This is a genomic window from Bacillus sp. RE35 (assembly GCF_052146655.1).
Taxonomy (GTDB): Bacteria; Bacillota; Bacilli; order Bacillales; family Bacillaceae_G; genus Bacillus_A; species Bacillus_A cereus.
The window spans coordinates 3,302,991-3,327,294 of sequence record NZ_CP197377.1; the positions used below are offsets into that span (position 1 = coordinate 3,302,991).

Below are 24,304 nucleotides of genomic sequence, written 5' to 3' on the forward strand. Positions count from 1 at the left end.
CGGTAAAGAGGCTCTTACTGTCGACGTTCAAAAGCAAGACGTACAGCAAGCCCCGTTAAAACACTTGCCATAAGCCAACGCTGTACTCGTAGCCACGTCGGGCGTGTGCCAAACCATTTTGCAATTCTACTTGCTGTACATACAATTACAAGGTTAACTATAAAGCTAACAGTGATTTGCGTAAGCCCCAAAACTGCACCTTGAAAAAGCAACGATCCCTTCTCTGGATCTTCAAATTGAGGTAGAAGTGATACATACAAAATAGCAATCTTTGGATTCAAAAGTAACCTATCCGTAGAGCTACTAAAACTACTACGAATAAAGCAAAGCAACATGTAATATTTCGAATCCACTTTTGTATATCACCAAAATACCTTTCTATATATAGCGTTGATAGTAAGCATAAGAAATAAAACAAAGAAAGAAAGGCAGCGAGGTATAGGTCCATTTTTATCTTCATGGCTGGAATTATACTCCTTACCAAACTTCTAAATGAAATGTATAGCTAAGTAGTTACCTTATTTTTCAAAAAAAATTCTGATTATTTCTTTTTCACTTCTTCTACAAATTCCCATGTCTCTCCGTTATCTTTTGATTGATAAAGTGCACTACTATCGCCATTGTAGTCTCCATCTGCCCCTTGTCCAACTAACATATTAAAAACCCCATCTTTCTCATATGGCATACTAGGTGAATCAAAAGGACTTATTGTGGACTGTGTATGATCTAATTTCACTTCATGCGGCGGATATTCTACCTTTTTAAAAGATACTCCCCCATCATCTGTGCGATATAACTCTCCTTCATTACCAGAAGGCCTAATTGCTCCTAAAAACCCAAGTTTATCATTTATAAAAGTGATTCCTGATACACTACCAATCCCCCCATTAAATGGGTCTGGATTGATAACCTCCCATGTTTTCCCTTCATCACTAGTCTTGCTTAATGAATAAAAGGCGCTCCCTAATGCTTTATCTGTCATATTTAGTTTATAACCAACTTCTTTCGATAGGAAAAACTGTTCTTTTTCATTCTTTAAATCTTGTTGTTTCTTCTCTTTAAGCATATCTTCTTTTGGAGGCGTCTTTGATTTACTCCAACTTGCGTCACTTATTAAATTATATCTAGCAGGGACTAGCTCTTGCTCTTTTCCAGGGACAAATATAGATACAGTATATCCAATGATATCAGAAGCTGCTTTTTTAAGACTCTGTCCCTTACCATCCTCAGTAATATTAATAATTCCCTCTGTATTGGATCCCCAATTTCTTTTTCCATAATAAATCAACCCATACTTACTTTCATTCCATTTTCTAACCGTTTGCTTAACTGGAATCGCCTTAACCGTTTCAATTAAAGGTTCTACTAATTTATCATCATTATAATCAGGCTTTGCGTATCCGTCTCGTATTATAGTAATATCTTCTGACTTCTTCTTATTATAAGAGATTAAATAAGTTTCTTCTTTCCCATCATCATTTTTCCCATAAACAAATGTATCAAACGCTGTGATTGTTCCATCTGAATGAAATGTAAGATCAAAATCAGTTGCCATATACAATTTCTTTGGCAAAGGATATTTTTTATTTATATCTTCAAAAATACCTTCTACTCCAGACTTATATATATTATTATGTTTAAGTTTAACTGACCTTTCATGTTTTAACTTTTCTATAAACCATGCCAATTTACCATTGTAATTTATTGCACTTTTATAAATCTGCATCCCATAAAATGATGTAATTGCAACAATAATGATAATAGAAATGGATCTCCATGCTATTGAATTTGTTAATTTTTTAGATTCATATTCTCTATTTTTTATCACCCGCATTGTAGTAAATGTAGTTATGGATATAAAAAGTACTATACATAATAACAAAATGTAAATATTATAATTCATTCTTCCGTACTTACAGTATAAAGCCAACTCATAACAAAAAATTCCGTATACAATTATTAGTATTGGATTTGTTACTAATGACAGAAGTATCCTTTTTGTATTTTCTCTAAATATAGAAACCACCCCTAATTACATGAATTACTGATATTAAGTATACTTTATTGTAAAGTAACAAAAAAGCTATTTAATCTTGCCGCAAAAAATACAATAGACATCTTTCTATTAAAGCCGTTTACAAATCTAGTTGTTTCATAGACAATGGATTTTTGAGTGAATACTAAAGTTGCTTCATTTATATGAATTACAAATTCAAGCATGATGCTTAATAAAAAAATAAATCCTGTCATACGCCCCTGTGTAATGGAACGAGAAATAAGATAAATCAAAATAGGCCTAGGTGAACAAACCATACTAAGTAAAACAAGCGCAAAAGCTAGCAAAGTACTCAGGCTCACCATAAACCTTCCTTCTTTATCTTACATAAAATTTCCTATTGTACATTTTATCATGATTGAGGAGAGAAAAGATTAATATAAACCGATGCAGCTAAGTAATAGTATCGGATCAAATGTAGTGTAATCACATATTTCTCATTCTCTTAAGTAAGGACTAAAAATAACCTATCCATAGAGCTACTAAAACCACTACAAATAAAGCAAAGCAACATGTAATATTTCGAATCCACTTTTGTATATCACCAAAATACCTTTCTATAAATATAGCGTTGATAGTAAGCATAAGAAATAAAACAATGTAAGTAAAAGATCCCAATTTATCGTTAAATTTTTCATTAGTAAATGTACTTACATGAAGGAATAGAAAAACAAACGTTACTATGAATAGCTCAAATAATCTTTTTTTATTCAATCTGCCACCACCTTACAGCAATTCCCTTTTATTCCATTTCATCAGAACATACTGTGTAGCAGTATATGAATATTATATTCATTTCAAAAAGGCCAACAATACAAGATCGTTAGCCTCTACTTTCTATATTCGCACCTTTTATCACTTTACTTCCTAACAACCGGAATCCACATTTCACCAAATACTAAGCCATTTCTCTGTCCCATCTCAACCGTTGTATTCGGTCCACCAACGTAGGCAAAATCCTTTGCTTCTGGTAAAGCTTGACCGAAGGCGATGCCAGTAAGCTTATTACTTAGCTCTTTAGCCGTTTTGTCTTCCCCTTTCACTACTAAGTATTCTCCCCTCGGAAACTGAATCACTCTAGATTCTTCTTCTATTTGTGCTTCTGTCATGACACCCGCATAATACATCATTTTGTTATTCACCGCTTCGCTCACGGAAAAAATGTATTCATTTGTAGCTAAAGCTTTTAAAGTGTCCAGCCTTCCATCTTCTTTAACAGCCGACCAAAAGTCTTCCTTTTCTTTATTTATTCCAGCAAAGTCTGTGTATTCACTCTTAATTTCAGTTCCAATACCTAACACAATAAAGCTATCTTTTTCTTCTATAGAATAATTTTTCATATTCAAAACCTGCCTCTTTTTTTATTAATCAAACGATTTATCTTTTCATCTGATACGTTTATAATACCTTTAAACCATGTCAAAAAATGATACTGTTTAGGAGACTAAAATGAAAAAAGTTGAACGGATTAATACAATTATGCGGTATATCAACAACCGCTCTCACTTTACAATTTCTGAAATTATACAAGAATTTAACATATCACGGTCGACAGCTATTAGAGACATTAGAGAAATTGAAGCTATGGGAATGCCACTTGTCGCTGAAGTTGGGAGGACCGGGGGATATTTTGTTATGCACAACTCTATCCTGCCCGTTGTTCGCTTTACTGATAATGAAGTGAAAGCTCTTTTTATTGCCTTTATGGCTACAAGGAATCAACAACTTCCCTACCTAAAGAGTCGTCAATCTTTAGCCGAAAAACTACTAGGACTCATCTCAGAAACCCAGCAAGATGATCTCGTTCTTTTAAATCAACTCTTGCTTTTCCAAGGGACTAACCCTCATAATCCCGATCTACTTGAGCTTTCTGATCTCCCCCATCCTATGTTAGAAAAACTCATTCAAATCCTTCTTTTGGATAACCATTTATTGATTACTATGAAAGAAGATGAAGAAATCAAGTCTTATCCAATTTATCTATTGCACCTTTATCAAGAAAAAAGCCATTGGATCATTGAAGGGTTTGACTTAAAAAAAGAAAAGAAGATGATGTTTCCTGTCGATGATCTCATTAATATCGAACCATACACGACGAACAAAAGGCTAAATAAGAAAAAGATTTTAGAAAAACTAAGTAAGAAGGACGAAGCAATTAACCTTGTATTTGAACTTGGTCCGACAGCAATTGCCCAGTTCAAAAAATACCATCCTTTAAAAATTTCAATATCTTATACTAATCCTTACCAATCCACAGCCATTTTACAAACTTTTATCAATGTTAACAATCCCGATGAAATGACGGAAATAATAAATTGGCTGCTTTTTCTAGGGAAGGATATTAAAATCAAAGAAATTCCCGATGAAGTATTAGCAGATTTACAAAAACGAGTGTGCTTATACATTCCATAAGCAGTGAGCCTCAAATATTAAGCTTTATGGACAATTATTCTATTTTTAAATACCATTTCATTTACTACAATGAGAGCATGATAAATAATAAAAGCACGGAAAATCTCCCGTGCTTTTCTAAATATATATTATTCCTGAAGGTTTCGTTTATCTCGTTTCTTACCCTAACTGACGTTTAAATGCTTTACTGGCGAAAAAGTAAGAAATAATCATTATACCTACGCACCAAGCGAGCGCAATCCAAATATCGTTTCCAACAGTTCCTTCATATAAAAGAGCACGAATCGCATTCACGATTGAAGTTACAGGCTGATTCTCTGCAAACGCACGAACAATTTTTGGCATCGTTTCGGTAGGCACAAAGGCCGAACTAATAAATGGAAGAAAAACTAGCGGGTACGAGTAAGCAGTCGCCCCTTCCATAGACCTCGCTTTCAATCCTGGAATGATAGCTAGCCATGTTAGCGCCAGCGTAAACATCCCAAGTATCTCAGCTACCGCGAGCCAATCTAGAATATTAGCACTGGAACGGAAACCCATTAAGAGTGCAACAAGAATAACCACCACGATAGTAAGTACATTAGCAACCAGAGAGGTTAGAACGTGAGCCCACAATATCGATGAGCGCTTAATAGGCATCGTAATGAAACGTGCCATCAGCCCACTCTTTACATCCATAAAGAGTCGCACGGAAGTGTAAGCTACACCGGATGCGATAGCCATTAGCAAAATTCCCGGCAATAAATAATTAACGTAGTTTTCCGTTCCAGTTTTTATTGCGCCGCCAAACACGTAGACAAATAATAGCATCATCATAATCGGTGTAATCGCTACTGTAATAATTGTATCCGGACTGCGCATAATGTTACGCATTAAACGACCTAGTAATACACCTGTTTTACTTTTCATTTACATCTCCTCCTTTTTGCCAATGATCGCAAGGAATATTTCTTCCAATGTCGGTTGCTTCTCGATATACTCCACTTTTGCTGGCGGGAACATCTCTTTTAGTTCAGCAAGAGTACCTGTCGTAATAATTTTTCCGCCATGCAAAATAGCGATACGGTCTGCCAGTTGTTCTGCTTCCTCCAAGTACTGAGTCGTAAGCAAAATAGTTGTACCGCTACCAGCAAGTTCCTTGACTGTATCCCACACTTCGATTCGCGCTTCAGGATCAAGTCCAGTCGTTGGTTCGTCAAGAAAAATAACTGCTGGCGCCCCAATCAAACTCATCGCGATATCAAGCCGGCGCTTCATCCCGCCTGAATACTGATCTGCCCTTTGGTTTGCCGCATCAGTCAGACTAAATCTTGCAAGTAGATTGTCAGCAACTTGAGCGGGATTGGAAACACCACGTAATTTGGCGATCATTATCAAGTTTTCCCTCCCAGTCAGCATACCGTCTAAAGCTGCGAACTGCCCTGTCAAACTGATACTTTGACGAACATGATCTGATTGACTCTGTACATCAAATCCACAAATACTTACTTCACCGCTATCTTGCTTCATTAGTGTCGAAAGGATGTTGACCGTTGTCGTCTTTCCCGCTCCATTTGAGCCTAGCAGCGCGAAAATTTCTCCACGCTGCACCTCAAAATCTACCCCTTTTAAAACTTCCTTGTCTTTAAAGGATTTTTTCAAGCCTTTTACAGAAATCGCTGCATGACTCATACTTTTTTCCTCCCTATAAAAATGTTTTGCGAAGACTATTTATTTACCTCTATCTATTTAGTATCACCGATATTCTGTATTACTTAGTACCGAGTTAAAAATATAACTGAATAGCTATGATGGCAATTCATATGTGTAACCAGCTAATCAGTCGGTACTAATTATTCCATTTATTTTTTTCTCAATTTCTTCATAATACTTTCATTCAAATCTTCACGATACTTGGAGACGTAAGTTTTAGCATTTGCCACTAGTTCGTCAGCAAAGGAAGCCACGTCATCCCCAGTAATGTCAAGCACTTGTCTTCCTTCCGCTGCACCCGCTTCGAACAAATCGATTAATTCATACTGTATGTGTAACATATCCATCCCGTTACCCGCTGAAAAATTCCACATGTAGTTTTGAATTTTCTTAAATACAAATTGGTAGTCCTCTGGCAGAGCCTCAACTCGTGCCATCATCATTTTGTACTCTTTTTTATCACCAATTAACTTTTTGAACATTTCTAACATCTTATTTTCCTCCTTTTTTATAAAACCGAACAAGAAATTCTCAAAATATCGGCCGGAACATTTTATCTTATGAACCTATTTTGACTTCAAGACGTTAATTTTTGACGATACAAAATCCCATTTTTTCCAAAACAATTCAAGCTCCTGGCGGCCTTCTTCATTTAATGAATAAAACTTACGAGGCGGTCCCATATCTGATGGTTTCTTTTCAATATTCACAAGCTTTTTCTTCTCTAATCGTACGAGGATGGTATACACCGTACCTTCCACAACTTCGGTAAACCCAAGATCATTCAGGTGGCGGGTAATCTCATAGCCATACGTTTCACGGCGACTAATGATTTCCAGTACACACCCTTCCAGTGAACCTTTCAGCATTTCAGTTAAATTTTCCATGTCCTGATCCTCCTTTACCCCCTATTCTGTCTGACTTATATTCAGTATCACAGAGTACTAAGGCGAATTTTTTACTGAGTAGTTTTTTTGAATTCACACTATTCAGTATCACTTATTACACCTACATTGTATGACTAAGTAGTGATAGATGTCAACTGATTTTCAAATTTTTTCTAAAATCCGCTATTACCTATTGTCTACTGAAAATATTTTGAGAAGCAACACTACTCAGTATTGCTTATTACAAGTACATTGTATGACTAAGTAGTGATGGATGTCAACTCGATTTTTATATTTTTTCTAAAATCAACTATTACCTATTCGATACAGCCTATTTTCTTTTTTTATTTTGCCCCATACCTATCCCACTAAGAAAAGAAAATACCCCAAAACAAAAATTCTACATTTTTATTTTGGGGCGCTATACTATACCAAAGTTAATGAATATGGCTAGCTCTTCTTATTAATAAGACAGATCATTTTTTATTACGATAACATCATAGCCATATCTTCTGCTGCATTTGTAATTAGTTTTAAACCAAATGTTTCTTGTAATACATCAAGCACGCCAGGTGAAATAAATTCAGGAGCCTTTGGACCGATGCGAATATCTTGAATTCCAAGACTAAATAGCCCGAGTAAAATGGCAACCGCTTTTTGTTCAAACCATGATAGCACAATACTTACTGGCAATTCATTCACTTCACATTGGAAAGCATCAGCTAATGCAGCTGCTATTTTCACTGTAGAAATGGAATTATTACATTGTCCTAAGTCGATGTAGCGCGGAATCTCGGTACCAGGTACAACACCGTAATCCACATCATTAAAGCGGAATTTCCCGCAAGAAGTTGTTAAAATAACTGTTTCTGGCGGAAGTGACGTTGCTAATTCACGATAATATTCTCCACCTTTTCCCGGTGCATCACAACCGGCAATAACAAAGAAACGCTTTATCTTCCCCTCTTTTACTGCATTAATAATTTCCGGAGCTAATGATAATACTGTATTATGATGAAACCCTGTTACTAACTGTTCATCCGACTCCATATGTACTTCTGAAAGTTCTAGTGCTTTTTGAATCAATGGTGTAAAATCATCATTTTCAATTTTTTGTACACCCTCTAAACCTGCAATGTCATATGAAAAGAATCGATCAGAGTATAATCCTTTAATTGGCATAACACAGTTCGTTGTAGCTAATATGGCACCAGTAAATTTTTCAAAAAGGCGTCTTTGATCATACCATGCCTTACCGATGTTTCCTTTTAAATGTTTATATTTTTTCAGTTGCGGGTATCCGTGTGCTGGTAGCATTTCAGAATGCGTATAAATATTAATGTCTTTTCCTTCTGTTTGCTTTAATAGTTCTTCTAATGCAAATAAATTATGGCCCGTAACTACAATTGCTTTACCTTCTACACGATTTTGTGTAATTTGTACAGGTTCTGGCACACCAAAATGATTCGTATGTGCCTCATCTAATAATTCCATCACCCGTAAAGCTGATTTCCCCACTTTCATAGCCATATCAATATGCTCTTGTTCGTTAAAATTAGAATTTGTTAATGTCATATATAAAGCTTCTTGTGTTGTAGCATCTACAAATCCATCCGTATACCCTAGCTGAGCAGCATGTGTGCGATAAGCTGCAATTCCTTTTAGCCCAAACACAATCGTATCTTGTAGACTCGCAATCGTTTCATTCTTGCCACAAACACCCATTACTTTACATCCGCCTGTTGGCGTTTGTTCACATTGATAACAAAACATATCATCCCACCCTCTCCCAATCATTCATTACACCTTAAGCATAATACCCATTGAAAAAAAGTGATGTGATATCAATCACAATAATATATAAAGATTTGTGACAGTTCATATTGTTGACATAATACTTTTATTGACATCCAAAAAATATACATTAGTGTGCACACATCTTTCGATACTTTTAAATAGCTAAATAATTAATTTGGAGAAATATATACAACAAAAAATTTTTTTGAATCCCTTATACAAATAATTGCAATTCATCTCATATGAAAATAGCGTATTTTTTATTTTAAGGAACTATCATTTTTTTATTAAAGCCTTCATTGTAAACCTCTTTATTTACAATACATTTACACTATCTTAACATTACTTACATTATTTATATGATATATTTATATAGAAGCTACTTAAGAAATTTCATATACATTTTATCTTTATGATCTCTAATCTAATCAATAAAAAGATCATGTTATATTTTTATAACAGGGGTGAATTACGATGACTGAAACTTTAAAAACACTTATAATGCTTGATGCTACTTACGTTGTTATTGCAATTATGACAGTACTAGTATTTGTATACTTGGAATTAAAATCTCAGTAATATATGCTGACGTAATCGACAGATTCAGCATTTAAATATAGTTAGAAGAAAGAAAGGAGAAAATTATTTCTCCTTTCTTTTGTATTTCTACAATTTCTTATTTTAATAAATCCAATGTATGTAAAAGTAATCCCTTGTCTCCTACTTCTCCATGACCAGGTACTACCGAATTTATATTTCCATATCGCTTCAGCACATTCTCAATCGATGTAGACCATTCATTTACATACGCATGCGCAACATTTCCTAAATCTTTAGCTTCCGCAGATTTTACTAAACAGCCTCCAGCTAAAATTTGATATTGTGGCAACCAAACAACAATATTATCTTCTGTATGTCCTTTCCCTGGATAGAACGTTTCTACTTTTGTATTGCCAAACTTCAAACTCGTAATTATTTGTAAATCTCCAAGCGGCTCTTCATATCCACTGTTCTTTGCTAGTTCTGCGGTTAATGCTGTACTATGCGCTTTAATTCCTCTTTCTTTCAACGTTTTTATTCCGCCAATTCGATCAGCGTGCGCATGTGTAATAATGACATCCGTTATGCGCTTCTGAAATTTCTTTTCTACCATTTCTATTAGTTCCTTCGTTAATTTGTTATCCCAAGAAGAATCAACAAGCACTAGTCCTTTAGCAGTATTAAGAACTAGACCGTTCGAAGGAACTGCTTCTCCATTAAAATAACCTAACTCCGTATGAACCCATACATTCTTGTTTAACTGAGATATTGAAATGGTTCCCGTCTCATTTTTTATTACTGTTTTCTCTACCTTTTGTGATGCTTGTACAGAAGAAATCGTGCTAACAAATTGAGTTGTTCCTAGTAAACTTACACATAATCCTACTTTTAACAACGTATTCTTTTTCATGTTATCAACCCTTTCTTTCAAGCTAAATAGTTATTACCTATATTAGACAATTCATCTCAAATGTTTGTTCCATCTTCATTTGCATACTTTTATGTAATTAACAAAAAAGCGTACAAAATTTTGTACGCTTTAAAACTTAATCTTTCATTCCATAACTCTCAAACTCTTCCTCATTCCCATAAAATACATTCAAATCAATATGCTTTTCTTTTCCATTATAACCGCTTAATCTCCCGCGGTTCGTGTATTGCCAAAACGTCCATTTTCTCTCATCAGATAAACTCGGTTTTGTAAAAACACTACGAATCCATATATCACATTTTGGATACGCATCCTTTATATATAAATCATATGCCTCTTGCGTTGCATACAATATTACTTTCTTATCGTAATGTTTTTCTAGCATTTCAATCATGACCGCCAACTCTTTCGTAACATCTTCACGCTTAGGCGGATTATCTTTTTTGTTAGCGTAAAACTCAACATCAATCACGGGTGGCAGTGCTTGTTTATATTTTGGAACAGTTCGTATAAATTGCTCTGCTTGTGTTTCGCCCTTACTATCGAAACTAAAAAAATGATACGCTCCGATGCGTATATCTGTCTTATTCGCATTCCTCCAATTTTTCGAAAAGTACTCATCCACAAACGAACTTCCTTCAGTCGCCTTTATAAACGCAAACTTCATATTTTGCTTTTTTAACTCTCTCCAATCTATATCCCCTTGATACGATGCGACATCTACACCTTTTATTTCATACTTATCAGCACTTATTTGATTCGGAATGAATATGCCTTGAAAAACTAAGTAAACGACAACACTTATTACACTAATTAAAGTAAAGGTTCCTCCTATAAAAAGCTTCTTTTTCATTCATATCACCCATCTTTACAAATTAAAATTCTACTTACCATTCACGCTTTTTATTAATTTTCATTTTTTCTTTAAACGCCTTCTCTAAATCAATATTTAATTTATTTGCTAAATCACATACATTCCAAATTACATCAAACATTTCTAAACCGATTTCTCTTTTCGCATCTTGTATTGTATCACGCTTTAATATGACTTCCGCTAATTCACCTAATTCCGCCATCGTATATATCGTACGCTCTTCAATTGTTGTATCTTGAAATCCTTTTTCTTTACTGAAATTTGATACATACCTCTGAAACTCCACAATATTCATACTTAATCTCCCCTCATTATCAATACTCCATTTTTCTATTACACTTAAAACCAAAATTATATTTTGTTAAATTATAACATTCGGACTATAATTTATTTATAGCCCATTAACGGAGGTGTTTGCAATGACTCTCTTCGCTTCACCAACATTATTTATAGTAGCAATCATTTCATTTGCACTAGCTTATTTCATCGGAGTAAAGCAGTACACTTGGCTCTTATCAGGATTCAACGAACGCCGCGTGCCTGATAAAGTGAAACTATCAAAAATAGTAGGTCTTTATAATTTAATTGCTGGTGTCATTGCGACAATCGGTAGTGTCTTCACTACGCCTAATGTCACAATCGTTATTCCTATCACTCTAATTGGACACTTTATAATCGCGGCTTATGTAAATACACGCATGGTGCAGTAAAAAAGATCACCCAAATGGATGATCTTTTTTATAATTTATCAACATATTGCTTCGCTTCTAGTAAGGAAAAACCAAAAGCTTCTCTTACTCTCTTAACTGCTGTAATTTTTTTGCCTTCTTCTACAAGCTGGCGTAGTTCTTTATTAATTTCAGGTTCTCTTTCTATAATTCCCATTTCTTTCGTAATTAATTGTAATCTATCTTCAATTCTCTTTAAACGCGCATCATTTTTCTTTTCAATTGTAGTTAATTTTTCAGCGATATAAATGAAACCAACAGCTACTATCAGTATAACCATCCAGAATTCCATGAATGTTCCCCCTTACTAACTTTCATTTTCTTTATTCCACTAACTTATGTAAATTTTACCATAATAAACATTTAATGTATAATATCACTATATCAAACTGTTAATAAAACCTATTATTTTAGGGGGACACTTTATGAAAAGATTTTTAAATACGTTACTTCAATTTGTAGTTCTTTCAATCGTGCTACATTTGTTATTCGATATAGTTGGTTGGCTTGTTTTCAATGCACCAATTAAAAACAAACAAATCATCCTTTCTTTAATAACAATCTCATGGGTTATGTACATGTACCGAGACAAATTTTTTCAAAAGTTCACTTCAAACTAACTAAAAAAGAAAACACTTCATTGGTGAGGTTGTAAAAACGTTATCCTTATAATGAAAATAAAGAAGCTGTTCCTTCCAGCTTCTTTATCTATATAACATTTTTCGCAACAATTTTTATATGTTCTGGTGCGATAATCTCCGTTATACTTTCTTGGAAATCTTCCCGCAACATTTCTTCCAAATGTTCTAACTGCACTTCAACATGAGTGCATTCTAAATTATGTATATTTAACAGTGCATAATGATCTTTTTTCTTAATTACTAAATATTGATTTTCCTCTGTCACAAGTACAGAACCTAATCGGACTCCTAGTAAGCGTTGATCATCAAACTTCATAATTACTTCTCCTTCCCTCATATAAACAAAATTACAATGAAAATAATTACATTTATGGAAAAACACGCTTATTTAGACTATATCATAATTTACTAAAATAGAAATATCTTTTTCTGTTTTAATAAAAATCCCTATTTTTTCATATATTTCGATACAAAAAACTTTCTCAACATTAAATTTGAATTTTCAGTTTTTAATTCTATGAAAATCTATTATAATAAAGTTAATAAATGTTTGACCTCTCCTAATTCATGTACATATGGATGATCAGTAGTTATTGCTACTGATCTATTTTTTTGATTTCAGAAAGTACATACTCTGCATCCTTTCCTACACCACAAATAAGTGCGGAACCCCTTTGAGATTGCCATGGTAAACCGATATAATACAATCCTTTTACTGGACTGATTCCCTTTATATGATTAGGAAATCCTTTCTCATTCACTGCCTGTTCAATTTCAATCCAATTATAATTTTGAACAAAACCAGTTGACCATATAATGCTTTCTGCACTATAAGTATCACCATTCTGAAACATAATGTTATTTCCTGATGCACTTACTACTTTTTCTTGCAGTTTGATTGCTCCATTACGAATAAGTTTCTTACCTTCAAAACCGAAAATAGGGTCCTTTCTCTTCTGAAACCATCTTCCCCTCTTTGTATTTATTTCAGCGTACAATAAACCCACTTTTTCTAGCAGATTAAAAATACTTTTTCCAAAAATTTGTAACGGTAAAAACGTTAAAGGATGACTAATAGACACCATAACTTCATGAGTCTTTGCCAGTTCTACTGCAATTTGCATTCCTGAATTCCCACCACCTACTACTACTACTTTTCCCTTAGGAATTTGTGATGGTGATTTATATTGTGATGAATGTATTTGAAAAATATGTGATGATAGATTTGCTGAAACTGAGGGAATAAACGGCTGCTGAAAAGCACCTGATGCGATAATAACTTTTTTCGTTTGTAAAATTTCTGTAGGAGTATGTAATTCAAATATTTCTTTTTCTTTCTTTATTTTTAGAACTTCCGTTTGTAATTGTACCGGTAATTGAAAATGTCTTGCATATTCTTCTAAATAAGTTGCAATTTCATCTTTATATGGAAATTCATTTTTTTCACCTATTAACGCCATACCCGGCAAGCTACTGTAAGACCTTGGGGTAAAAAGCTGCAAAGAATCATATCGATTTCTCCATGAATCACCAACTCGTTTTCCTGCCTCAAGTAATAAAAAATTATACCCTTCTTGCTTCAAGTAATATCCCATTGTTAATCCAGCTTGACCCGCTCCAATAATAATTAGGTCTTTCACTCTAATCCCTCCTTCTCTTAAACGTATGAATACTTGTTCATATATTCATACGTTTCCATAATCATAACATTTTATTTTTATATAATTCAATATCTACTCAAAATAAAAAAGAGCAGTTCACTGCTCTATGAACTACTCTTCATTCCATTTCTACAATTTTTCCTCGTATAGTGTAATTCTATTTGAAAACGGATCAATTACAGTTAATTCAATTGTACCCCAAGGTGTTTTTTCTATATTCGGCTTCGAATAAGCATATTCTTTACTTAATACTACAGAATGATAATCCTTTACATCATCTATTTTGATCCGAATCGCACCACCTGGTGAGGCATCACCATGATGTTCTGATAAATGTATCACAGCATCCTGTAACGAAATTTGCAAATATAATGGCATATTTTCCTCATACCGATGTTCCCAATCCAGTTTAAATCCTAAAAAACCTAAGTAAAATAGTTTTGCTTTTTCAATATCAAAAATTCTAAATATAGGTGTTATCATTTATACTCTCCTCCTATTTATAAACATCTGCTGCCAATTCTCTCAAAACTTCCACGTTTACTACTTCAAAACAACCATCATTCTTCTTTATTATCTCTTTATCACAAAAAACATTTAATGTGCGCAACAAATGCCGATAGCTCGTTCCTAACAATTCCGCTGTTTCCGTTAAATTCCCACTAAATACAATTCTATTTCCGTGCTGTACTGCCCGTTCTCCTGCTGCTAACATGTAACTCGCAAGTCTATTTTCAAGAGGATATAGTAAATTAATTGTACTATTTTTTGAAAGCCGATTTAACTTATGCGCTAACGATCCGCAAATACATCGTAAAAATTTCGCATCATTAAATAGTTGATTTCTCACTTTCCCTAAAGGCAAACCAACACAATATGAATCTGCCATCACTTGTACGTTTGAAGTTGTCTTTTGAGAATGAATTAACTCCACATCTCCTAACAGCTGCAAGCTATCATAAAAGCATAATAATACAGATTTCCCGTTACTTAATGTATTAAACGCTTTCGCTTTTCCTTCAACGAAGAAAAATAAATAATCTATCTCTTCATTTTCTCTACAAATAAACTCATTCTTTTTAAAAAATATAAGTTCCATATATGGCTTCATATCATGACTAAAAAATGAATCAATATTATTTTTCTTCATATACTCTGCTAATTTAATAGAATTACATACTTTCTTCATAGTTCCCCACCTTTACAACTCATCCCCATTGTAATCAAAATTTTCTTCTTCCACTATGACATATGTCATAACAATACACAATTTCAGCATGATACATTCATTACAAATATGAAATACAAAGGGGATATTACATTGTATAACTTTCTTTCTGTCTTTATTGGTGTGCTCATCGCCGTTATGCTTCCATTGAATGGAATTTTATCCGAGTTAATTGGGAAGTATACAGCAAGTGTTGTCATTCACCTTGTCGGTTTAATTGCAGTTATTTTCGTTTTAATCATAAACAAACATAAAATCCATTTTGATAAAAGTATTCCACTTTTTTTATATAGTGCTGGAGCGATTGGAGTATTCACTGTTCTTTTTAACAATATAAGTTTCTCCGTCCTTGGTGCCTCTATTACGATCGCATTAAGTTTACTCGGTCAATCCATTGCTTCCATCGTTATTGATCATTTCGGTTTATTAGGAATGAAAGTTGCAAAGTTTGAAAGGAAAAAACTAGTTGGATTATGTTTCATCTCTTCTGGAATTATAATCATGACAATTTATTAATGGGGGCAAGAAAATGTTATATATTACGATCGCTATTTTAGCTGGTGTTTCTATCGTCGTTGCTAGAATTATTAACGCGAATTTAGCAAAGAAAATTGGCAATTGGGAAGGCACGTTTTTTAATTATATTACTGGCTTATTTTTCTCTATGTTATTTTTAATGTTCAGTTCAGATTCATTGTATATTCCAATGCATACGTTACAGTCCATTCCTATCGCTGTATATTTAGGCGGATTAGTAGGCGTTATCGTTATTTCATTATCCAACTATATTACTCCTAAAATATCAGCCTTTTATTTAACATTACTCATCTTTATCGGACAATTATTTGCGGGGACTATTATTGATTTCTTCCTGACAAATGAACTCTCAATCGGGAAAGTTATCGGTGGCATTTTCGTATTAATTGGGCTCACTTACAATTTACTCATAGATCGCCCGATAAAAACTGTGAAGCATAACCAAGTTCAACTATAATACTTTACGCTTACCTATCATATATTAATAGAAAAGCTCTTCACACGAAGTAATAGAGAGGAGAAAATCCTATTAAAAAAATTATTTTATTGCTAGGTAGCGTATTAATTATTTCTGGAATTGCATGGTTTATAAACTCGGGAAAATCTATTCAAGATCTCTATACTGCAAATAAACCGAAAAAGAAAGCTACTATTATTTCAAGCTCGCGAGATCCAAATGAGCCCCCTGTTTTTTTAGGAAAACAGGAAATAAAAGATATACATGTCGAATCAATTAAAACAAAACAGGATATCTTTCTCACAAAAACAGATGAATTAAAAACGTTTATTAACAGTATGAATACCGCAAAAAAAGGTAAATTAACATTAGATGAAGAAGGATCAGACTTAATAGATTGTGATATGTGGATTACTTTCGAGGATGGAACTTATAAAAAATATTTCATATGGGTAGTTGATCATCACAGTAGCGAAGTGATGATTGCTCAGCAAGATACTCCTGATGATGTAAAACTTACGTACTATCAGTTAAACGAAGATAGTTCAAAAAAAGTTTATAATTTATTTAAAAAAATTATTTAAAAGAAAAAGTCATGAGCACGCGAACTCATGACTTTTTGCACTATATATACTCCGGGAACACTCTACAACCCTTTTCCTGCTCTATATCATGACCAAAGAAAACAATCGATTTCTCTTTTGTCACAACTTCTTTTAAGCGTTTGATTGAAGATAAAGCTAATTCTGGATCAAATCCTGCGAACGGCACTTCATCTTCAAAATTCTCTTTCGTGTACGATGCATCAATTGTTAATAAAACTGAACCGGATTGCTCCGTCTCAATGAATAACGACTGATGGCCTGGAGAATGACCTGGCGTATACAATAATTGAACACCTGGTACCACTTCATAATCCCCTTCAATAATTTTGTAGTTCAAATGCGGTAATATACATTCTTTCATATATTCTTCTCTATGAAGTGCTGCCTCATATTCCGCTCGCTGCACAATAATCGGTGTATTTGTAAAAGCACCGTTTCCTCCTGCATGATCAAAATGTAAGTGAGAACTAATAATATATAAAAGGTCGTCCGGCTCATACCCTACACGCTTTAATATATTCACGATTCTATCTTCTTCAGTCATTTTCGGTAAAATCTGTCCTTCAACAAATGTACCGTTAAAAAGCCCTTCATTATTAACTGCACTTTCTGGCATACCTGTATCTACTAAAATAGGCCCCTCTTCTGTCTCCAAAAGATAACACCATACAGGTAAGTTCAATAAATTCCCCGGCGCGAGTGTACCATTAACAGAAGAATGATCCAACATACAACGACCTGCTGGGATGAAATAAAGTTTCTTTACTGTCATTATGTATCCACCTTTACATTTAGTTTTGGATAAAGTAATACAGTAAAAAATTCTTCTTTTTAGAAATAAATTCCTTCTAGACTATCAGTACAGCTTACATAAAAATGAAACATTAACACCGATTAACGCTGAAAACTTAAAGAAAGCACATGCACTACTTGAAAGCGGGCACACCATTGGGAAAATCGTATTAGAGAGATTTTAATCATGATAGTGACAGATAGTATGTGAAACTATATTAACGATTTTTCGAATATATCTATCATAACGTACAATATATCAACGATTTTTCAAATATATCTATCATAAATCAAATTATATCAACGATTTTTCAAATATATCTATCATAAATCAAATTATATCAACGATTCGTCAAGCTATATCGATTTATCGACAAATAGCAACAATAAGAAAAGGCTGTTCCAGATGAACAGCCTTTTCTTTATTTACTTGAAATCTCTTTATTATTTTGAACGTCTAACGGAGCTCGCTTTCCTATTCCGAAAGCATAGAAACTAATTGTAACGATAGCTAAGAAAATAATGCCTACAACTAATGAAATACGAGTATCATCGTTAAACCACATTCCGATTAATACCATAATTAAAAAGGCAATCGTTAAATAGTTTGTTACAGGAGCAAATGGCATTTTGAATGGATGATCTTTCATCTCTGCTCCCTTTTCTTTTCTAAAATTAATTTGACTAATTAAAATGACAAACCATGGTACCATACCAGGAAGTACACTCGCACTATATACATATACGAATAAGTTTTTCGGTGCGATGTAACTTAAAACAACACCAACCGCCAGACCGATAATTACGCCAACTGTACCAAATAAAGGTACACCATTTCCAGAAAGTTTCGTAAAATATTTCGGTGCTTGTCCATTTACACCTAACGTATAAAGCATACGACCAGCACTATAAATACCACTATTACAACCAGACATTGCTGCTGTAATAACAACAAAGTTAATAAGTCCAGCTGCTGCCGTAATACCAACTTTCGCAAAAGTCGCTACGAACGGGCTACCAATTGTACTTAATTGATCCCACGGATACACAGTTACAATAACGAAAATAGCACCGATGTAGAAAATTAAAATACGCCAAATTGTACTTTGAATCGCTCTTGTAAGTGTCTTCTTTGGATCCTTCGCTTCACCAGCAGTAATTCCGATTAATTCCACACCTTGATACGCCCCAACTACAAGTGATAATGCAAAGAAGAATCCTGAAAAACCACCTGTAAAGAAACCGCCATTTGACCAAAGATTAGATATGCCAATCGCTTCTCCGCCGTTACCAATTCCAAAGAAAATAAGGCCAAATCCCGCAATAATCATTAATAGAATCGTAACGATTTTAATCATCGCGAACCAAAATTCAAATTCACCAAATGACTTAACTGAAATTAAGTTAGCTGCACCAAGAATAACCATTGCGATTATACCTGGTATCCAAGCTGGTAAATCCGGGAACCAATATTGCATATATGCTCCAACCGCGATAATTTCTGACATCCCAACGATAACCCACTGGAACCAGTTACTCCACGCTGTCATATAACCAGCTAACGGGTGAATATACTTATGACCGAACGTCGCAAATGAGCCTGTACTTGGCTCCATATACAACATTTCTCCCATGGCACGCATGATGAAGAAGATAAAAATACCTGCAATGGCATAAGCAAGCATTACTGACGGACCTGTCCATTTAATTGTGCTGGCTGACCCCATAAACAAACCAACACCAATCGTTCCGCCTAAAGCAATCATTTGAATATGACGTGCTTCTAAACCTCTTTTCAATTCTTTGTTTGCCACTTCACTTCCCCCTCTTAGATGATTCATAGCCGCATTTTAACACAAGATGCTTTCCCCTAATTCCTTTCGGCCCTGAAAATGATGAAGCAAACGTCATTTTACACTAGCTTTAAAGCTATCCTAAAATCGTTTTGTGCTCCTAATAAAATTCTCAAAACCTTTCATCTTCCAATATTCTATAAATCTTAAAATTACTTACCTTATATTAATTCATTAATCTGAAAAATTCAATTATTTTTTCAATAAATTATTATACATAATTCTGATTAATTTTTAACTAAATTAACAATAAAATACATCTATTCAATATGATTCCGGCATGTATATTATTACAATATAAATAACCGAGGAAAGTATATCTTCCTCGGTTTCATACTGCATGTACTTTAATATCTATATCTGATAACGTCATTTCCATTTCTACTAACATTTTCAAACTTTATTTTCGTGGTTTCTGAACGCTCCATTAACATCTCACCCCAAAATATAATATATCAGTAAAATTACATACCATATACATCCTTCGCACAGACTTCCTTATCAAAACGAACAAATTTACTCTGTACTTCCATTCCAGCTGCTTCATATACGCGAGGTGCACCTGTAATATTTTCAGAATCTACATTTAAATGCACTTTTGAAATCCCTTCTTCGTATAATTGACCGAATGCATGATGTAACAGTGCTAATCCCAATCCTTGTTTCCGCTTAGAACGCCTTACACCTAAGTGAGTAATTTCTGCTTTATTGTCAGCACCCTTTTTACTAAAGACAAAACCAACTACTTCACCCTCAACCATCGCTAATGACCATAATGTAGGATGAAATCCCTCTCTTTCTGTACGCTGTAAAAACTCTTCTAACGTAGAAGATTTCGAATTCCAGTGGTCTGCGAAGGCTTCATTAAAAGCTTGATGTAATCTCTCATCATCTACACCAGGTATGTAATGTCGCACTGTAACACCATTTGGCCAGATTGCTGATGGAATATTTTTCTTTAATTCAATCCCCATTCCCCACCAAATACGAGTTGGAATAAACCCGGATTCCCCTAATATTTTTTCCTCATAGGAATTATTTGCTTGTGTCACAATCGTGCCATTCAAGCAAGATGAGTTACTAACAAGATCCGTAGCACGCCCTTCAAGCTTTGACCATATTACTTGTTCAATGCCTTGATTCATATAATTAGGATGAATAAGTACAGCAGATGGAAACTGCCCTTCATTCCCTGTCAAAATTCCATAAGCGATTATTTCTTCTCCATTCATAACAACATAAGAGCTTTTACTAACATCAATACCTTTCCATGAATTAGTTATATCCTCTACCGTTGTATCAATTTCCCCATAAATAGCTTGATCATAAATCTTACATAAATTGAAAATTTGTAGTAAATCTTCTTGTGAAGTTGCTTTAACGTTTAGACCGTTTACTAAGTTCTGCATACAATTCACCTCATTTTAATTAAAAATTCAAATCTTATCGCAAAAACATTTCATAATACTACTATTTTATGAAAAATATTAATCCACCTAAAACAATCAACAATACACCCGAAAGTGGAAAACTCTTCTCTTCAATTTTTATCTTTTCCTCAATAATATCTTTAATTTTCCCCTTCATATCATCTGGACATTTTTTAAATAAAATATTAGTTGTATGTAGTGGTCTATTCAATATTCGAATTTTAACAGGAGAACCTGATAAATATATATTATTTTTCTCCACAGTAAATTCTATATTTGCTTCAATTAACCCTTCTTTCACTAACATATTCACCCGGCTAGAAGATAGATTAAATACTGTATAATCGTTAAAAGCTAGTCCTCTAATATCGAAATGTGAGTATACGAGAACTAAAGCTATAAACAACAAAACAAGTACAACTATTGTTTTCACTAATGAAAGTTGATTTAACATATAAGAGGATATTATCATATAAGCACAAAAGAATGCCATTAAATTACAAAGATAGTAGTTTACAATGAAAGTTTTTCTTGCAACGATAGTAAGTCCGGAAATGATTAGTAGCGTGCATACTAGATTCATTAACATATTTCCCCCTCCCAAAAACTATAACTATACAATTTTGTTATTTTTTAACATTAATTACATATTCATACCTATAATTACTTTCATAAAATATAAAAGAGTCTCATTAAAAAATGAGACTCTTTTACAATTTCATATTTAAATCGATTTCGAAGTTTGCTTACCAAAGATAAATATCCTAGTAAACACTGCCATTATAACTACAATAACTAGAAAATAAAGTGGCATCACTAGTAACGAGCCCGTATGCAATTGACTCATTCCCCAAATTGTCATCGTTACAATTACATAGTATCCTAAGCTAAACAACGCTCCAGCTGTACCAATGACATCTTGAAAATCTACTAACGCTAAACTTAAACAATTAGGCAATGCTACTCCAATTCCTAATAGCAATATAAACATCGCTATTAAAAATACAACCATATATATTACATTCGGATTTGATCCCACAAACGTAATAACAGATAAAAGGATAGCTCCTCCTGTCATTACGAGACAACCGATATATATAATTTTCTCTGGTTTATAAGTAGCAAGTAAACGTTTTGAAATTTTCGCTCCAACAATAGAAGCAGATGCAACAACAATTCCTAGAAATCCATACATACTAGGCGATAATTGAAAATATTCAATAAAGATAAACGGCGCTTCTGCATAATAGCTAAATAAAACACCATTTGCTCCTCCAATTAACAGCCCATATGTTACCACTTTCGGATTTGTAATTAACCTCTTCAAGACTGAAAATACATTTATTTTATTCGTTACTGAGCCCGTTTTTGTTTCAGGAAGAGAAAAAAACGTATACAGAAAAATACCGATACTCATAACTACTAAACTTAAAAATACTATTTTAAATCCAAACATTTGATCAAGAAAGCCACCAATTAACGGTCCTATCGCTGGTGTAAAAGCAATGACTGCCGAGATTTGAGCAAACATAACATGCCTCTTATGCCCTTCTACACTTTCACGAAGAATCGTTTGCGTCACAACTGATCCTGCACTTGCTCCAAACGCTTGAATAAAACGACTTACCAATAAAACTTCAATGGAATTTGCAATATAGCATAAGAAACTCCCAGCGCCATATACGACAATTCCAAGTAACATCGCCCGGCGACGACCAATTATATCTGATAACCACCCAATAAAAAATACACCTAACGCAAAACCAGCAAAATACACACTAAGTGTTAACTGCACCTCATTATTACTTACATGTAACGCCTTTGAAATATCAGGTAACGACGGTGTGTAAATCGTTTCACTAATTTGCGGAAATGCGACAAGAACAATCATTAACAAAAGTGATGGTACTGAGACTTTTTTCATTTTTCATACCCTCCTATAACTTTGAAAATCTCAGAAATAAAAAGACTTTCCTTAGCTACGGAACAGGAGGGGCCATTATAGAAATCCGTTCATAAAACAACAAAGAAAACACCTCAATTACGTATGTTAATACTTATAGGAGGGTAATATTAACATCGATTTTTAAATATACTTTTTCAATTATATTACATACTACGTTTCTTTTACTAGTGCTCGGCCTTGGAGGATTGTTAAAAAGATAACTTGATGCAGTCACCTTTTTATGGAATAATTAGAAATAGTTTGAATTCGTAAGTTTAATTATTAAACGATAGACTAGCATATTTTAATGTCACAAGCTTACAAACTGGAGGCCTTTCGTAATGATTGAAATTTTAAGGACAGTAGTAAACTTTCTAATTTCTCTATTCTCAGGAGAATTACCATTTGTATATTATGTATGGATTATTACCCTATTCCTAATTCAAATAACCCAATCTACTCTAAACTATAAACTCTTTAACAAGAAAGGCAATTTCAGCACTTATATATCGGAAGGATTACTTGCTTTTATTATTTTATTGTTTGGAGGAATATTAGTATCTAAGTTACTTGCTTACATAATAGACGATCCTACTATTAGTATGACGAATTTAACACATTATTTTGTTTCTCTTATCATATTAACTATATTTGTCGTAATAACCTGTGTTAAAGACTTTATAGAGACATCTATAAAGAATAAAAATATATCTCTTTTGAGCTTTTTAGTAATTTCCTTAATAACAAGTATACTTTCATTCAAGTTTTTATCACCTTTAATTGAAGGTTCTTTTTCTCTTTCTAAATCTTTTATAACTACTTTAATCATTCTAGTAACTGTATCCATTCCTCTATTAATTTCCTTAGAGGATAAGTATGCAGATGAAAAGGAAACGGAAAATTTATAGCTTCTCATTTACATAAAAGAAAGAGGGAGCTCCCCTCTTTCTTTTATATCTTTCTATTTCACAAGACTAAATCATTCCTTTTAATATTAATCCTAAAACTGACATTATTATCGCACTAATAATAATTCGCAAAATCCAAGTTGTGTTTGTACTTATTTTTTCTAATTGCTTATTGATTGTTGCTATATCTTTCTCATTAATAGTAGTACGCGTTTCTAAAGCACGAATGTCTCTCATAATTTCTTTTTGCTCCGCCTTGAGACTGTCAATTTTAGCGTAAACATCTTCCATATATTCACACCCTCTGTTCATCTTAATAGAAAAATCTAT

The 24,304-nt window shown here is 33.6% G+C and carries 29 protein-coding genes and 3 pseudogenes; 7 read left to right on the plus strand and 25 right to left on the minus strand.

All coding sequences use genetic code 11. The features are described from left to right. Positions 1 to 14 precede the first annotated feature (14 nt). The 6 genes and pseudogenes from ACTL4X_RS16980 to ACTL4X_RS17005 form a co-directional block, all read right to left on the minus strand. Positions 15 to 284: pseudogene (locus tag ACTL4X_RS16980) on the minus strand (LysE family translocator); the annotation flags it as partial. Then, positions 278 to 419 (minus strand): annotated as a pseudogene (locus ACTL4X_RS16985) (DUF3963 domain-containing protein); the annotation flags it as partial. The pseudogenes ACTL4X_RS16980 and ACTL4X_RS16985, both read right to left, overlap by 7 nt. 122 nt (positions 420 to 541) lie before the next feature. Next, entirely contained in the window at positions 542 to 2,026 is a 1,485-nt protein-coding gene (locus ACTL4X_RS16990) for a WD40/YVTN/BNR-like repeat-containing protein (RefSeq protein WP_074048016.1), read from the minus strand. Positions 2,027 to 2,195: 169 nt separating this feature from the next. Beyond that, positions 2,196 to 2,361 (minus strand): annotated as a pseudogene (locus ACTL4X_RS16995) (LysE family translocator); the annotation flags it as partial. A gap of 151 nt (positions 2,362 to 2,512) precedes the next feature. After that, positions 2,513 to 2,770, minus strand: a complete 258-nt coding sequence (locus tag ACTL4X_RS17000; RefSeq protein ID WP_001036214.1) for a DUF3963 domain-containing protein — start codon at positions 2,768 to 2,770, stop codon at positions 2,513 to 2,515. 146 nt (positions 2,771 to 2,916) lie between these two features. Further along, entirely contained in the window at positions 2,917 to 3,396 is a 480-nt protein-coding gene (locus ACTL4X_RS17005; RefSeq protein WP_002041563.1) for a GyrI-like domain-containing protein, read from the minus strand. 109 nt (positions 3,397 to 3,505) lie between these two features. On the opposite strand from ACTL4X_RS17005, the gene ACTL4X_RS17010 reads away from it, so the two are divergent. Beyond that, on the plus strand, positions 3,506 to 4,468 hold the full coding sequence (locus tag ACTL4X_RS17010) for a helix-turn-helix transcriptional regulator (RefSeq protein WP_063225552.1): 963 nt from the start codon (positions 3,506 to 3,508) through the stop codon (positions 4,466 to 4,468). Positions 4,469 to 4,627: 159 nt separating this feature from the next. On the opposite strand, the gene ACTL4X_RS17015 is transcribed toward ACTL4X_RS17010, so the two are convergent. The 8 genes from ACTL4X_RS17015 to ACTL4X_RS17050 all read right to left on the minus strand — a co-directional run bounded on the left by ACTL4X_RS17015 (position 4,628) and on the right by ACTL4X_RS17050 (position 11,484). Next, positions 4,628 to 5,377, minus strand: coding sequence for an ABC transporter permease (locus tag ACTL4X_RS17015; RefSeq protein ID WP_151639580.1), 750 nt, complete (start codon positions 5,375 to 5,377; stop codon positions 4,628 to 4,630). After that, entirely contained in the window at positions 5,378 to 6,139 is a 762-nt protein-coding gene (locus ACTL4X_RS17020; RefSeq protein ID WP_000017473.1) for an ABC transporter ATP-binding protein, read from the minus strand. A 170-nt stretch (positions 6,140 to 6,309) separates the two neighbouring features. Then, positions 6,310 to 6,651 (minus strand): DUF1048 domain-containing protein, encoded by a 342-nt coding sequence (locus ACTL4X_RS17025; RefSeq protein WP_000891986.1) that lies wholly within the window; start codon positions 6,649 to 6,651, stop codon positions 6,310 to 6,312. Between the two features lie 75 nt (positions 6,652 to 6,726). Next, the gene (locus tag ACTL4X_RS17030; RefSeq protein ID WP_000429488.1) at positions 6,727 to 7,047 is read right to left on the minus strand and encodes a PadR family transcriptional regulator; all 321 of its coding nucleotides are present in this window, start codon (positions 7,045 to 7,047) and stop codon (positions 6,727 to 6,729) included. 486 nt (positions 7,048 to 7,533) lie between these two features. Further along, the gene (hcp, locus tag ACTL4X_RS17035; protein ID WP_033687511.1) at positions 7,534 to 8,820 is read right to left on the minus strand and encodes a hydroxylamine reductase; all 1,287 of its coding nucleotides are present in this window, start codon (positions 8,818 to 8,820) and stop codon (positions 7,534 to 7,536) included. A 700-nt stretch (positions 8,821 to 9,520) separates the two neighbouring features. Next, positions 9,521 to 10,294, minus strand: a complete 774-nt coding sequence (bla2, locus tag ACTL4X_RS17040; RefSeq protein WP_086401986.1) for a BcII family subclass B1 metallo-beta-lactamase — start codon at positions 10,292 to 10,294, stop codon at positions 9,521 to 9,523. A gap of 136 nt (positions 10,295 to 10,430) precedes the next feature. Further along, positions 10,431 to 11,168 carry a glycoside hydrolase family 25 protein gene (locus tag ACTL4X_RS17045; RefSeq protein ID WP_078188015.1) on the minus strand — a complete coding sequence of 246 codons (738 nt, stop codon included), beginning with the start codon at positions 11,166 to 11,168 and terminating at the stop codon, positions 10,431 to 10,433. Positions 11,169 to 11,202: 34 nt separating this feature from the next. Further along, positions 11,203 to 11,484, minus strand: a complete 282-nt coding sequence (locus ACTL4X_RS17050; RefSeq protein WP_001028132.1) for a MazG nucleotide pyrophosphohydrolase domain-containing protein — start codon at positions 11,482 to 11,484, stop codon at positions 11,203 to 11,205. Between the two features lie 124 nt (positions 11,485 to 11,608). Between ACTL4X_RS17050 and ACTL4X_RS17055 the strand changes: the two genes are divergently transcribed. Continuing rightward, on the plus strand, positions 11,609 to 11,899 hold the full coding sequence (locus ACTL4X_RS17055; RefSeq protein WP_000171773.1) for a DUF3784 domain-containing protein: 291 nt from the start codon (positions 11,609 to 11,611) through the stop codon (positions 11,897 to 11,899). A 28-nt stretch (positions 11,900 to 11,927) separates the two neighbouring features. Here ACTL4X_RS17055 and ACTL4X_RS17060 read toward each other — a convergent pair whose 3' ends face one another. Then, positions 11,928 to 12,209, minus strand: a complete 282-nt coding sequence (locus ACTL4X_RS17060) for a hypothetical protein (protein WP_000397724.1) — start codon at positions 12,207 to 12,209, stop codon at positions 11,928 to 11,930. A 133-nt stretch (positions 12,210 to 12,342) separates the two neighbouring features. On the opposite strand from ACTL4X_RS17060, the gene ACTL4X_RS17065 reads away from it, so the two are divergent. Continuing rightward, positions 12,343 to 12,537, plus strand: coding sequence for a hypothetical protein (locus ACTL4X_RS17065; protein WP_086401985.1), 195 nt, complete (start codon positions 12,343 to 12,345; stop codon positions 12,535 to 12,537). An 88-nt stretch (positions 12,538 to 12,625) separates the two neighbouring features. On the opposite strand, the gene ACTL4X_RS17070 is transcribed toward ACTL4X_RS17065, so the two are convergent. The 4 genes from ACTL4X_RS17070 to yeiL form a co-directional block, all read right to left on the minus strand. Continuing rightward, positions 12,626 to 12,874, minus strand: a complete 249-nt coding sequence (locus ACTL4X_RS17070; RefSeq protein WP_000666948.1) for a hypothetical protein — start codon at positions 12,872 to 12,874, stop codon at positions 12,626 to 12,628. Positions 12,875 to 13,154: 280 nt separating this feature from the next. Next, positions 13,155 to 14,198, minus strand: coding sequence for a flavin-containing monooxygenase (locus tag ACTL4X_RS17075; protein ID WP_086401984.1), 1,044 nt, complete (start codon positions 14,196 to 14,198; stop codon positions 13,155 to 13,157). Positions 14,199 to 14,348: 150 nt separating this feature from the next. Then, a complete protein-coding gene (locus ACTL4X_RS17080; RefSeq protein WP_000632406.1) occupies positions 14,349 to 14,702 on the minus strand; it encodes a glyoxalase superfamily protein in 354 nt (117 codons plus the stop codon). A 13-nt stretch (positions 14,703 to 14,715) separates the two neighbouring features. Next, positions 14,716 to 15,408, minus strand: a complete 693-nt coding sequence (gene yeiL, locus ACTL4X_RS17085) for a transcriptional regulator YeiL (RefSeq protein WP_075678090.1) — start codon at positions 15,406 to 15,408, stop codon at positions 14,716 to 14,718. A gap of 108 nt (positions 15,409 to 15,516) precedes the next feature. Here yeiL and ACTL4X_RS17090 point away from each other — a divergent pair, with 108 nt between their 5' ends. The 3 genes from ACTL4X_RS17090 (at position 15,517) to ACTL4X_RS17100 (ending at position 17,025) form a co-directional block, all read left to right on the plus strand. Next, positions 15,517 to 15,963: a DMT family transporter gene (locus ACTL4X_RS17090; protein WP_140161671.1), complete on the plus strand. Its 447-nt coding sequence runs from the start codon at positions 15,517 to 15,519 to the stop codon at positions 15,961 to 15,963. A 13-nt stretch (positions 15,964 to 15,976) separates the two neighbouring features. Continuing rightward, entirely contained in the window at positions 15,977 to 16,441 is a 465-nt protein-coding gene (locus ACTL4X_RS17095; RefSeq protein ID WP_086401982.1) for a DMT family transporter, read from the plus strand. Between the two features lie 89 nt (positions 16,442 to 16,530). Continuing rightward, the gene (locus tag ACTL4X_RS17100; RefSeq protein WP_000901700.1) at positions 16,531 to 17,025 is read left to right on the plus strand and encodes a hypothetical protein; all 495 of its coding nucleotides are present in this window, start codon (positions 16,531 to 16,533) and stop codon (positions 17,023 to 17,025) included. 40 nt (positions 17,026 to 17,065) lie between these two features. Here ACTL4X_RS17100 and aiiA read toward each other — a convergent pair whose 3' ends face one another. The 5 genes from aiiA to ACTL4X_RS17125 form a co-directional block, all read right to left on the minus strand. Beyond that, on the minus strand, positions 17,066 to 17,818 hold the full coding sequence (gene aiiA, locus ACTL4X_RS17105) for a quorum-quenching N-acyl homoserine lactonase AiiA (protein WP_086401981.1): 753 nt from the start codon (positions 17,816 to 17,818) through the stop codon (positions 17,066 to 17,068). 442 nt (positions 17,819 to 18,260) lie between these two features. Next, entirely contained in the window at positions 18,261 to 19,652 is a 1,392-nt protein-coding gene (locus ACTL4X_RS17110) for an amino acid permease (protein WP_001284404.1), read from the minus strand. Between the two features lie 503 nt (positions 19,653 to 20,155). Continuing rightward, entirely contained in the window at positions 20,156 to 21,100 is a 945-nt protein-coding gene (locus ACTL4X_RS17115) for a GNAT family N-acetyltransferase (protein WP_071741097.1), read from the minus strand. Positions 21,101 to 21,161: 61 nt separating this feature from the next. Further along, a complete protein-coding gene (locus ACTL4X_RS17120; RefSeq protein WP_086395305.1) occupies positions 21,162 to 21,710 on the minus strand; it encodes a hypothetical protein in 549 nt (182 codons plus the stop codon). A gap of 135 nt (positions 21,711 to 21,845) precedes the next feature. Beyond that, on the minus strand, positions 21,846 to 23,045 hold the full coding sequence (locus ACTL4X_RS17125; RefSeq protein WP_086401979.1) for a multidrug effflux MFS transporter: 1,200 nt from the start codon (positions 23,043 to 23,045) through the stop codon (positions 21,846 to 21,848). Positions 23,046 to 23,407: 362 nt separating this feature from the next. Between ACTL4X_RS17125 and ACTL4X_RS17130 the strand changes: the two genes are divergently transcribed. Continuing rightward, positions 23,408 to 23,974, plus strand: coding sequence for a DUF5823 family protein (locus tag ACTL4X_RS17130; RefSeq protein ID WP_000570046.1), 567 nt, complete (start codon positions 23,408 to 23,410; stop codon positions 23,972 to 23,974). Positions 23,975 to 24,040: 66 nt separating this feature from the next. On the opposite strand, the gene ACTL4X_RS17135 is transcribed toward ACTL4X_RS17130, so the two are convergent. Further along, on the minus strand, positions 24,041 to 24,265 hold the full coding sequence (locus ACTL4X_RS17135; RefSeq protein ID WP_000390461.1) for a hemolysin XhlA family protein: 225 nt from the start codon (positions 24,263 to 24,265) through the stop codon (positions 24,041 to 24,043). Positions 24,266 to 24,304: the final 39 nt, after the last annotated feature.

Excerpts from the sequence above, each read along its gene's own strand:
- ACTL4X_RS17045 (WP_078188015.1), bottom strand. The coding sequence starts at position 11,168 with ATGAAAAAGAAGCTTTTTATAGGAGGAACCTTTACTTTAATTAGTGTA.
- ACTL4X_RS17095 (WP_086401982.1), top strand. The coding sequence starts at position 15,977 with ATGTTATATATTACGATCGCTATTTTAGCTGGTGTTTCTATCGTCGTT.
- ACTL4X_RS17020 (WP_000017473.1), bottom strand. The coding sequence starts at position 6,139 with ATGAGTCATGCAGCGATTTCTGTAAAAGGCTTGAAAAAATCCTTTAAA.
- ACTL4X_RS17120 (WP_086395305.1), bottom strand. The coding sequence starts at position 21,710 with ATGTTAATGAATCTAGTATGCACGCTACTAATCATTTCCGGACTTACT.
- ACTL4X_RS17135 (WP_000390461.1), bottom strand. The coding sequence starts at position 24,265 with ATGGAAGATGTTTACGCTAAAATTGACAGTCTCAAGGCGGAGCAAAAA.
- ACTL4X_RS17055 (WP_000171773.1), top strand. The coding sequence starts at position 11,609 with ATGACTCTCTTCGCTTCACCAACATTATTTATAGTAGCAATCATTTCA.
- aiiA (WP_086401981.1), bottom strand. The coding sequence starts at position 17,818 with ATGACAGTAAAGAAACTTTATTTCATCCCAGCAGGTCGTTGTATGTTG.
- ACTL4X_RS17050 (WP_001028132.1), bottom strand. The coding sequence starts at position 11,484 with ATGAATATTGTGGAGTTTCAGAGGTATGTATCAAATTTCAGTAAAGAA.
- ACTL4X_RS17025 (WP_000891986.1), bottom strand. The coding sequence starts at position 6,651 with ATGTTAGAAATGTTCAAAAAGTTAATTGGTGATAAAAAAGAGTACAAA.
- ACTL4X_RS17060 (WP_000397724.1), bottom strand. The coding sequence starts at position 12,209 with ATGGAATTCTGGATGGTTATACTGATAGTAGCTGTTGGTTTCATTTAT.
- ACTL4X_RS17125 (WP_086401979.1), bottom strand. The coding sequence starts at position 23,045 with ATGAAAAAAGTCTCAGTACCATCACTTTTGTTAATGATTGTTCTTGTC.
- yeiL (WP_075678090.1), bottom strand. The coding sequence starts at position 15,408 with ATGAAGAAAGTATGTAATTCTATTAAATTAGCAGAGTATATGAAGAAA.
- hcp (WP_033687511.1), bottom strand. The coding sequence starts at position 8,820 with ATGTTTTGTTATCAATGTGAACAAACGCCAACAGGCGGATGTAAAGTA.
- ACTL4X_RS17015 (WP_151639580.1), bottom strand. The coding sequence starts at position 5,377 with ATGAAAAGTAAAACAGGTGTATTACTAGGTCGTTTAATGCGTAACATT.
- ACTL4X_RS17090 (WP_140161671.1), top strand. The coding sequence starts at position 15,517 with ATGAAATACAAAGGGGATATTACATTGTATAACTTTCTTTCTGTCTTT.
- ACTL4X_RS17130 (WP_000570046.1), top strand. The coding sequence starts at position 23,408 with ATGATTGAAATTTTAAGGACAGTAGTAAACTTTCTAATTTCTCTATTC.
- ACTL4X_RS17010 (WP_063225552.1), top strand. The coding sequence starts at position 3,506 with ATGAAAAAAGTTGAACGGATTAATACAATTATGCGGTATATCAACAAC.
- ACTL4X_RS17005 (WP_002041563.1), bottom strand. The coding sequence starts at position 3,396 with ATGAAAAATTATTCTATAGAAGAAAAAGATAGCTTTATTGTGTTAGGT.
- bla2 (WP_086401986.1), bottom strand. The coding sequence starts at position 10,294 with ATGAAAAAGAATACGTTGTTAAAAGTAGGATTATGTGTAAGTTTACTA.
- ACTL4X_RS17070 (WP_000666948.1), bottom strand. The coding sequence starts at position 12,874 with ATGAAGTTTGATGATCAACGCTTACTAGGAGTCCGATTAGGTTCTGTA.
- ACTL4X_RS17065 (WP_086401985.1), top strand. The coding sequence starts at position 12,343 with ATGAAAAGATTTTTAAATACGTTACTTCAATTTGTAGTTCTTTCAATC.
- ACTL4X_RS17115 (WP_071741097.1), bottom strand. The coding sequence starts at position 21,100 with ATGCAGAACTTAGTAAACGGTCTAAACGTTAAAGCAACTTCACAAGAA.
- ACTL4X_RS17080 (WP_000632406.1), bottom strand. The coding sequence starts at position 14,702 with ATGATAACACCTATATTTAGAATTTTTGATATTGAAAAAGCAAAACTA.
- ACTL4X_RS17030 (WP_000429488.1), bottom strand. The coding sequence starts at position 7,047 with ATGGAAAATTTAACTGAAATGCTGAAAGGTTCACTGGAAGGGTGTGTA.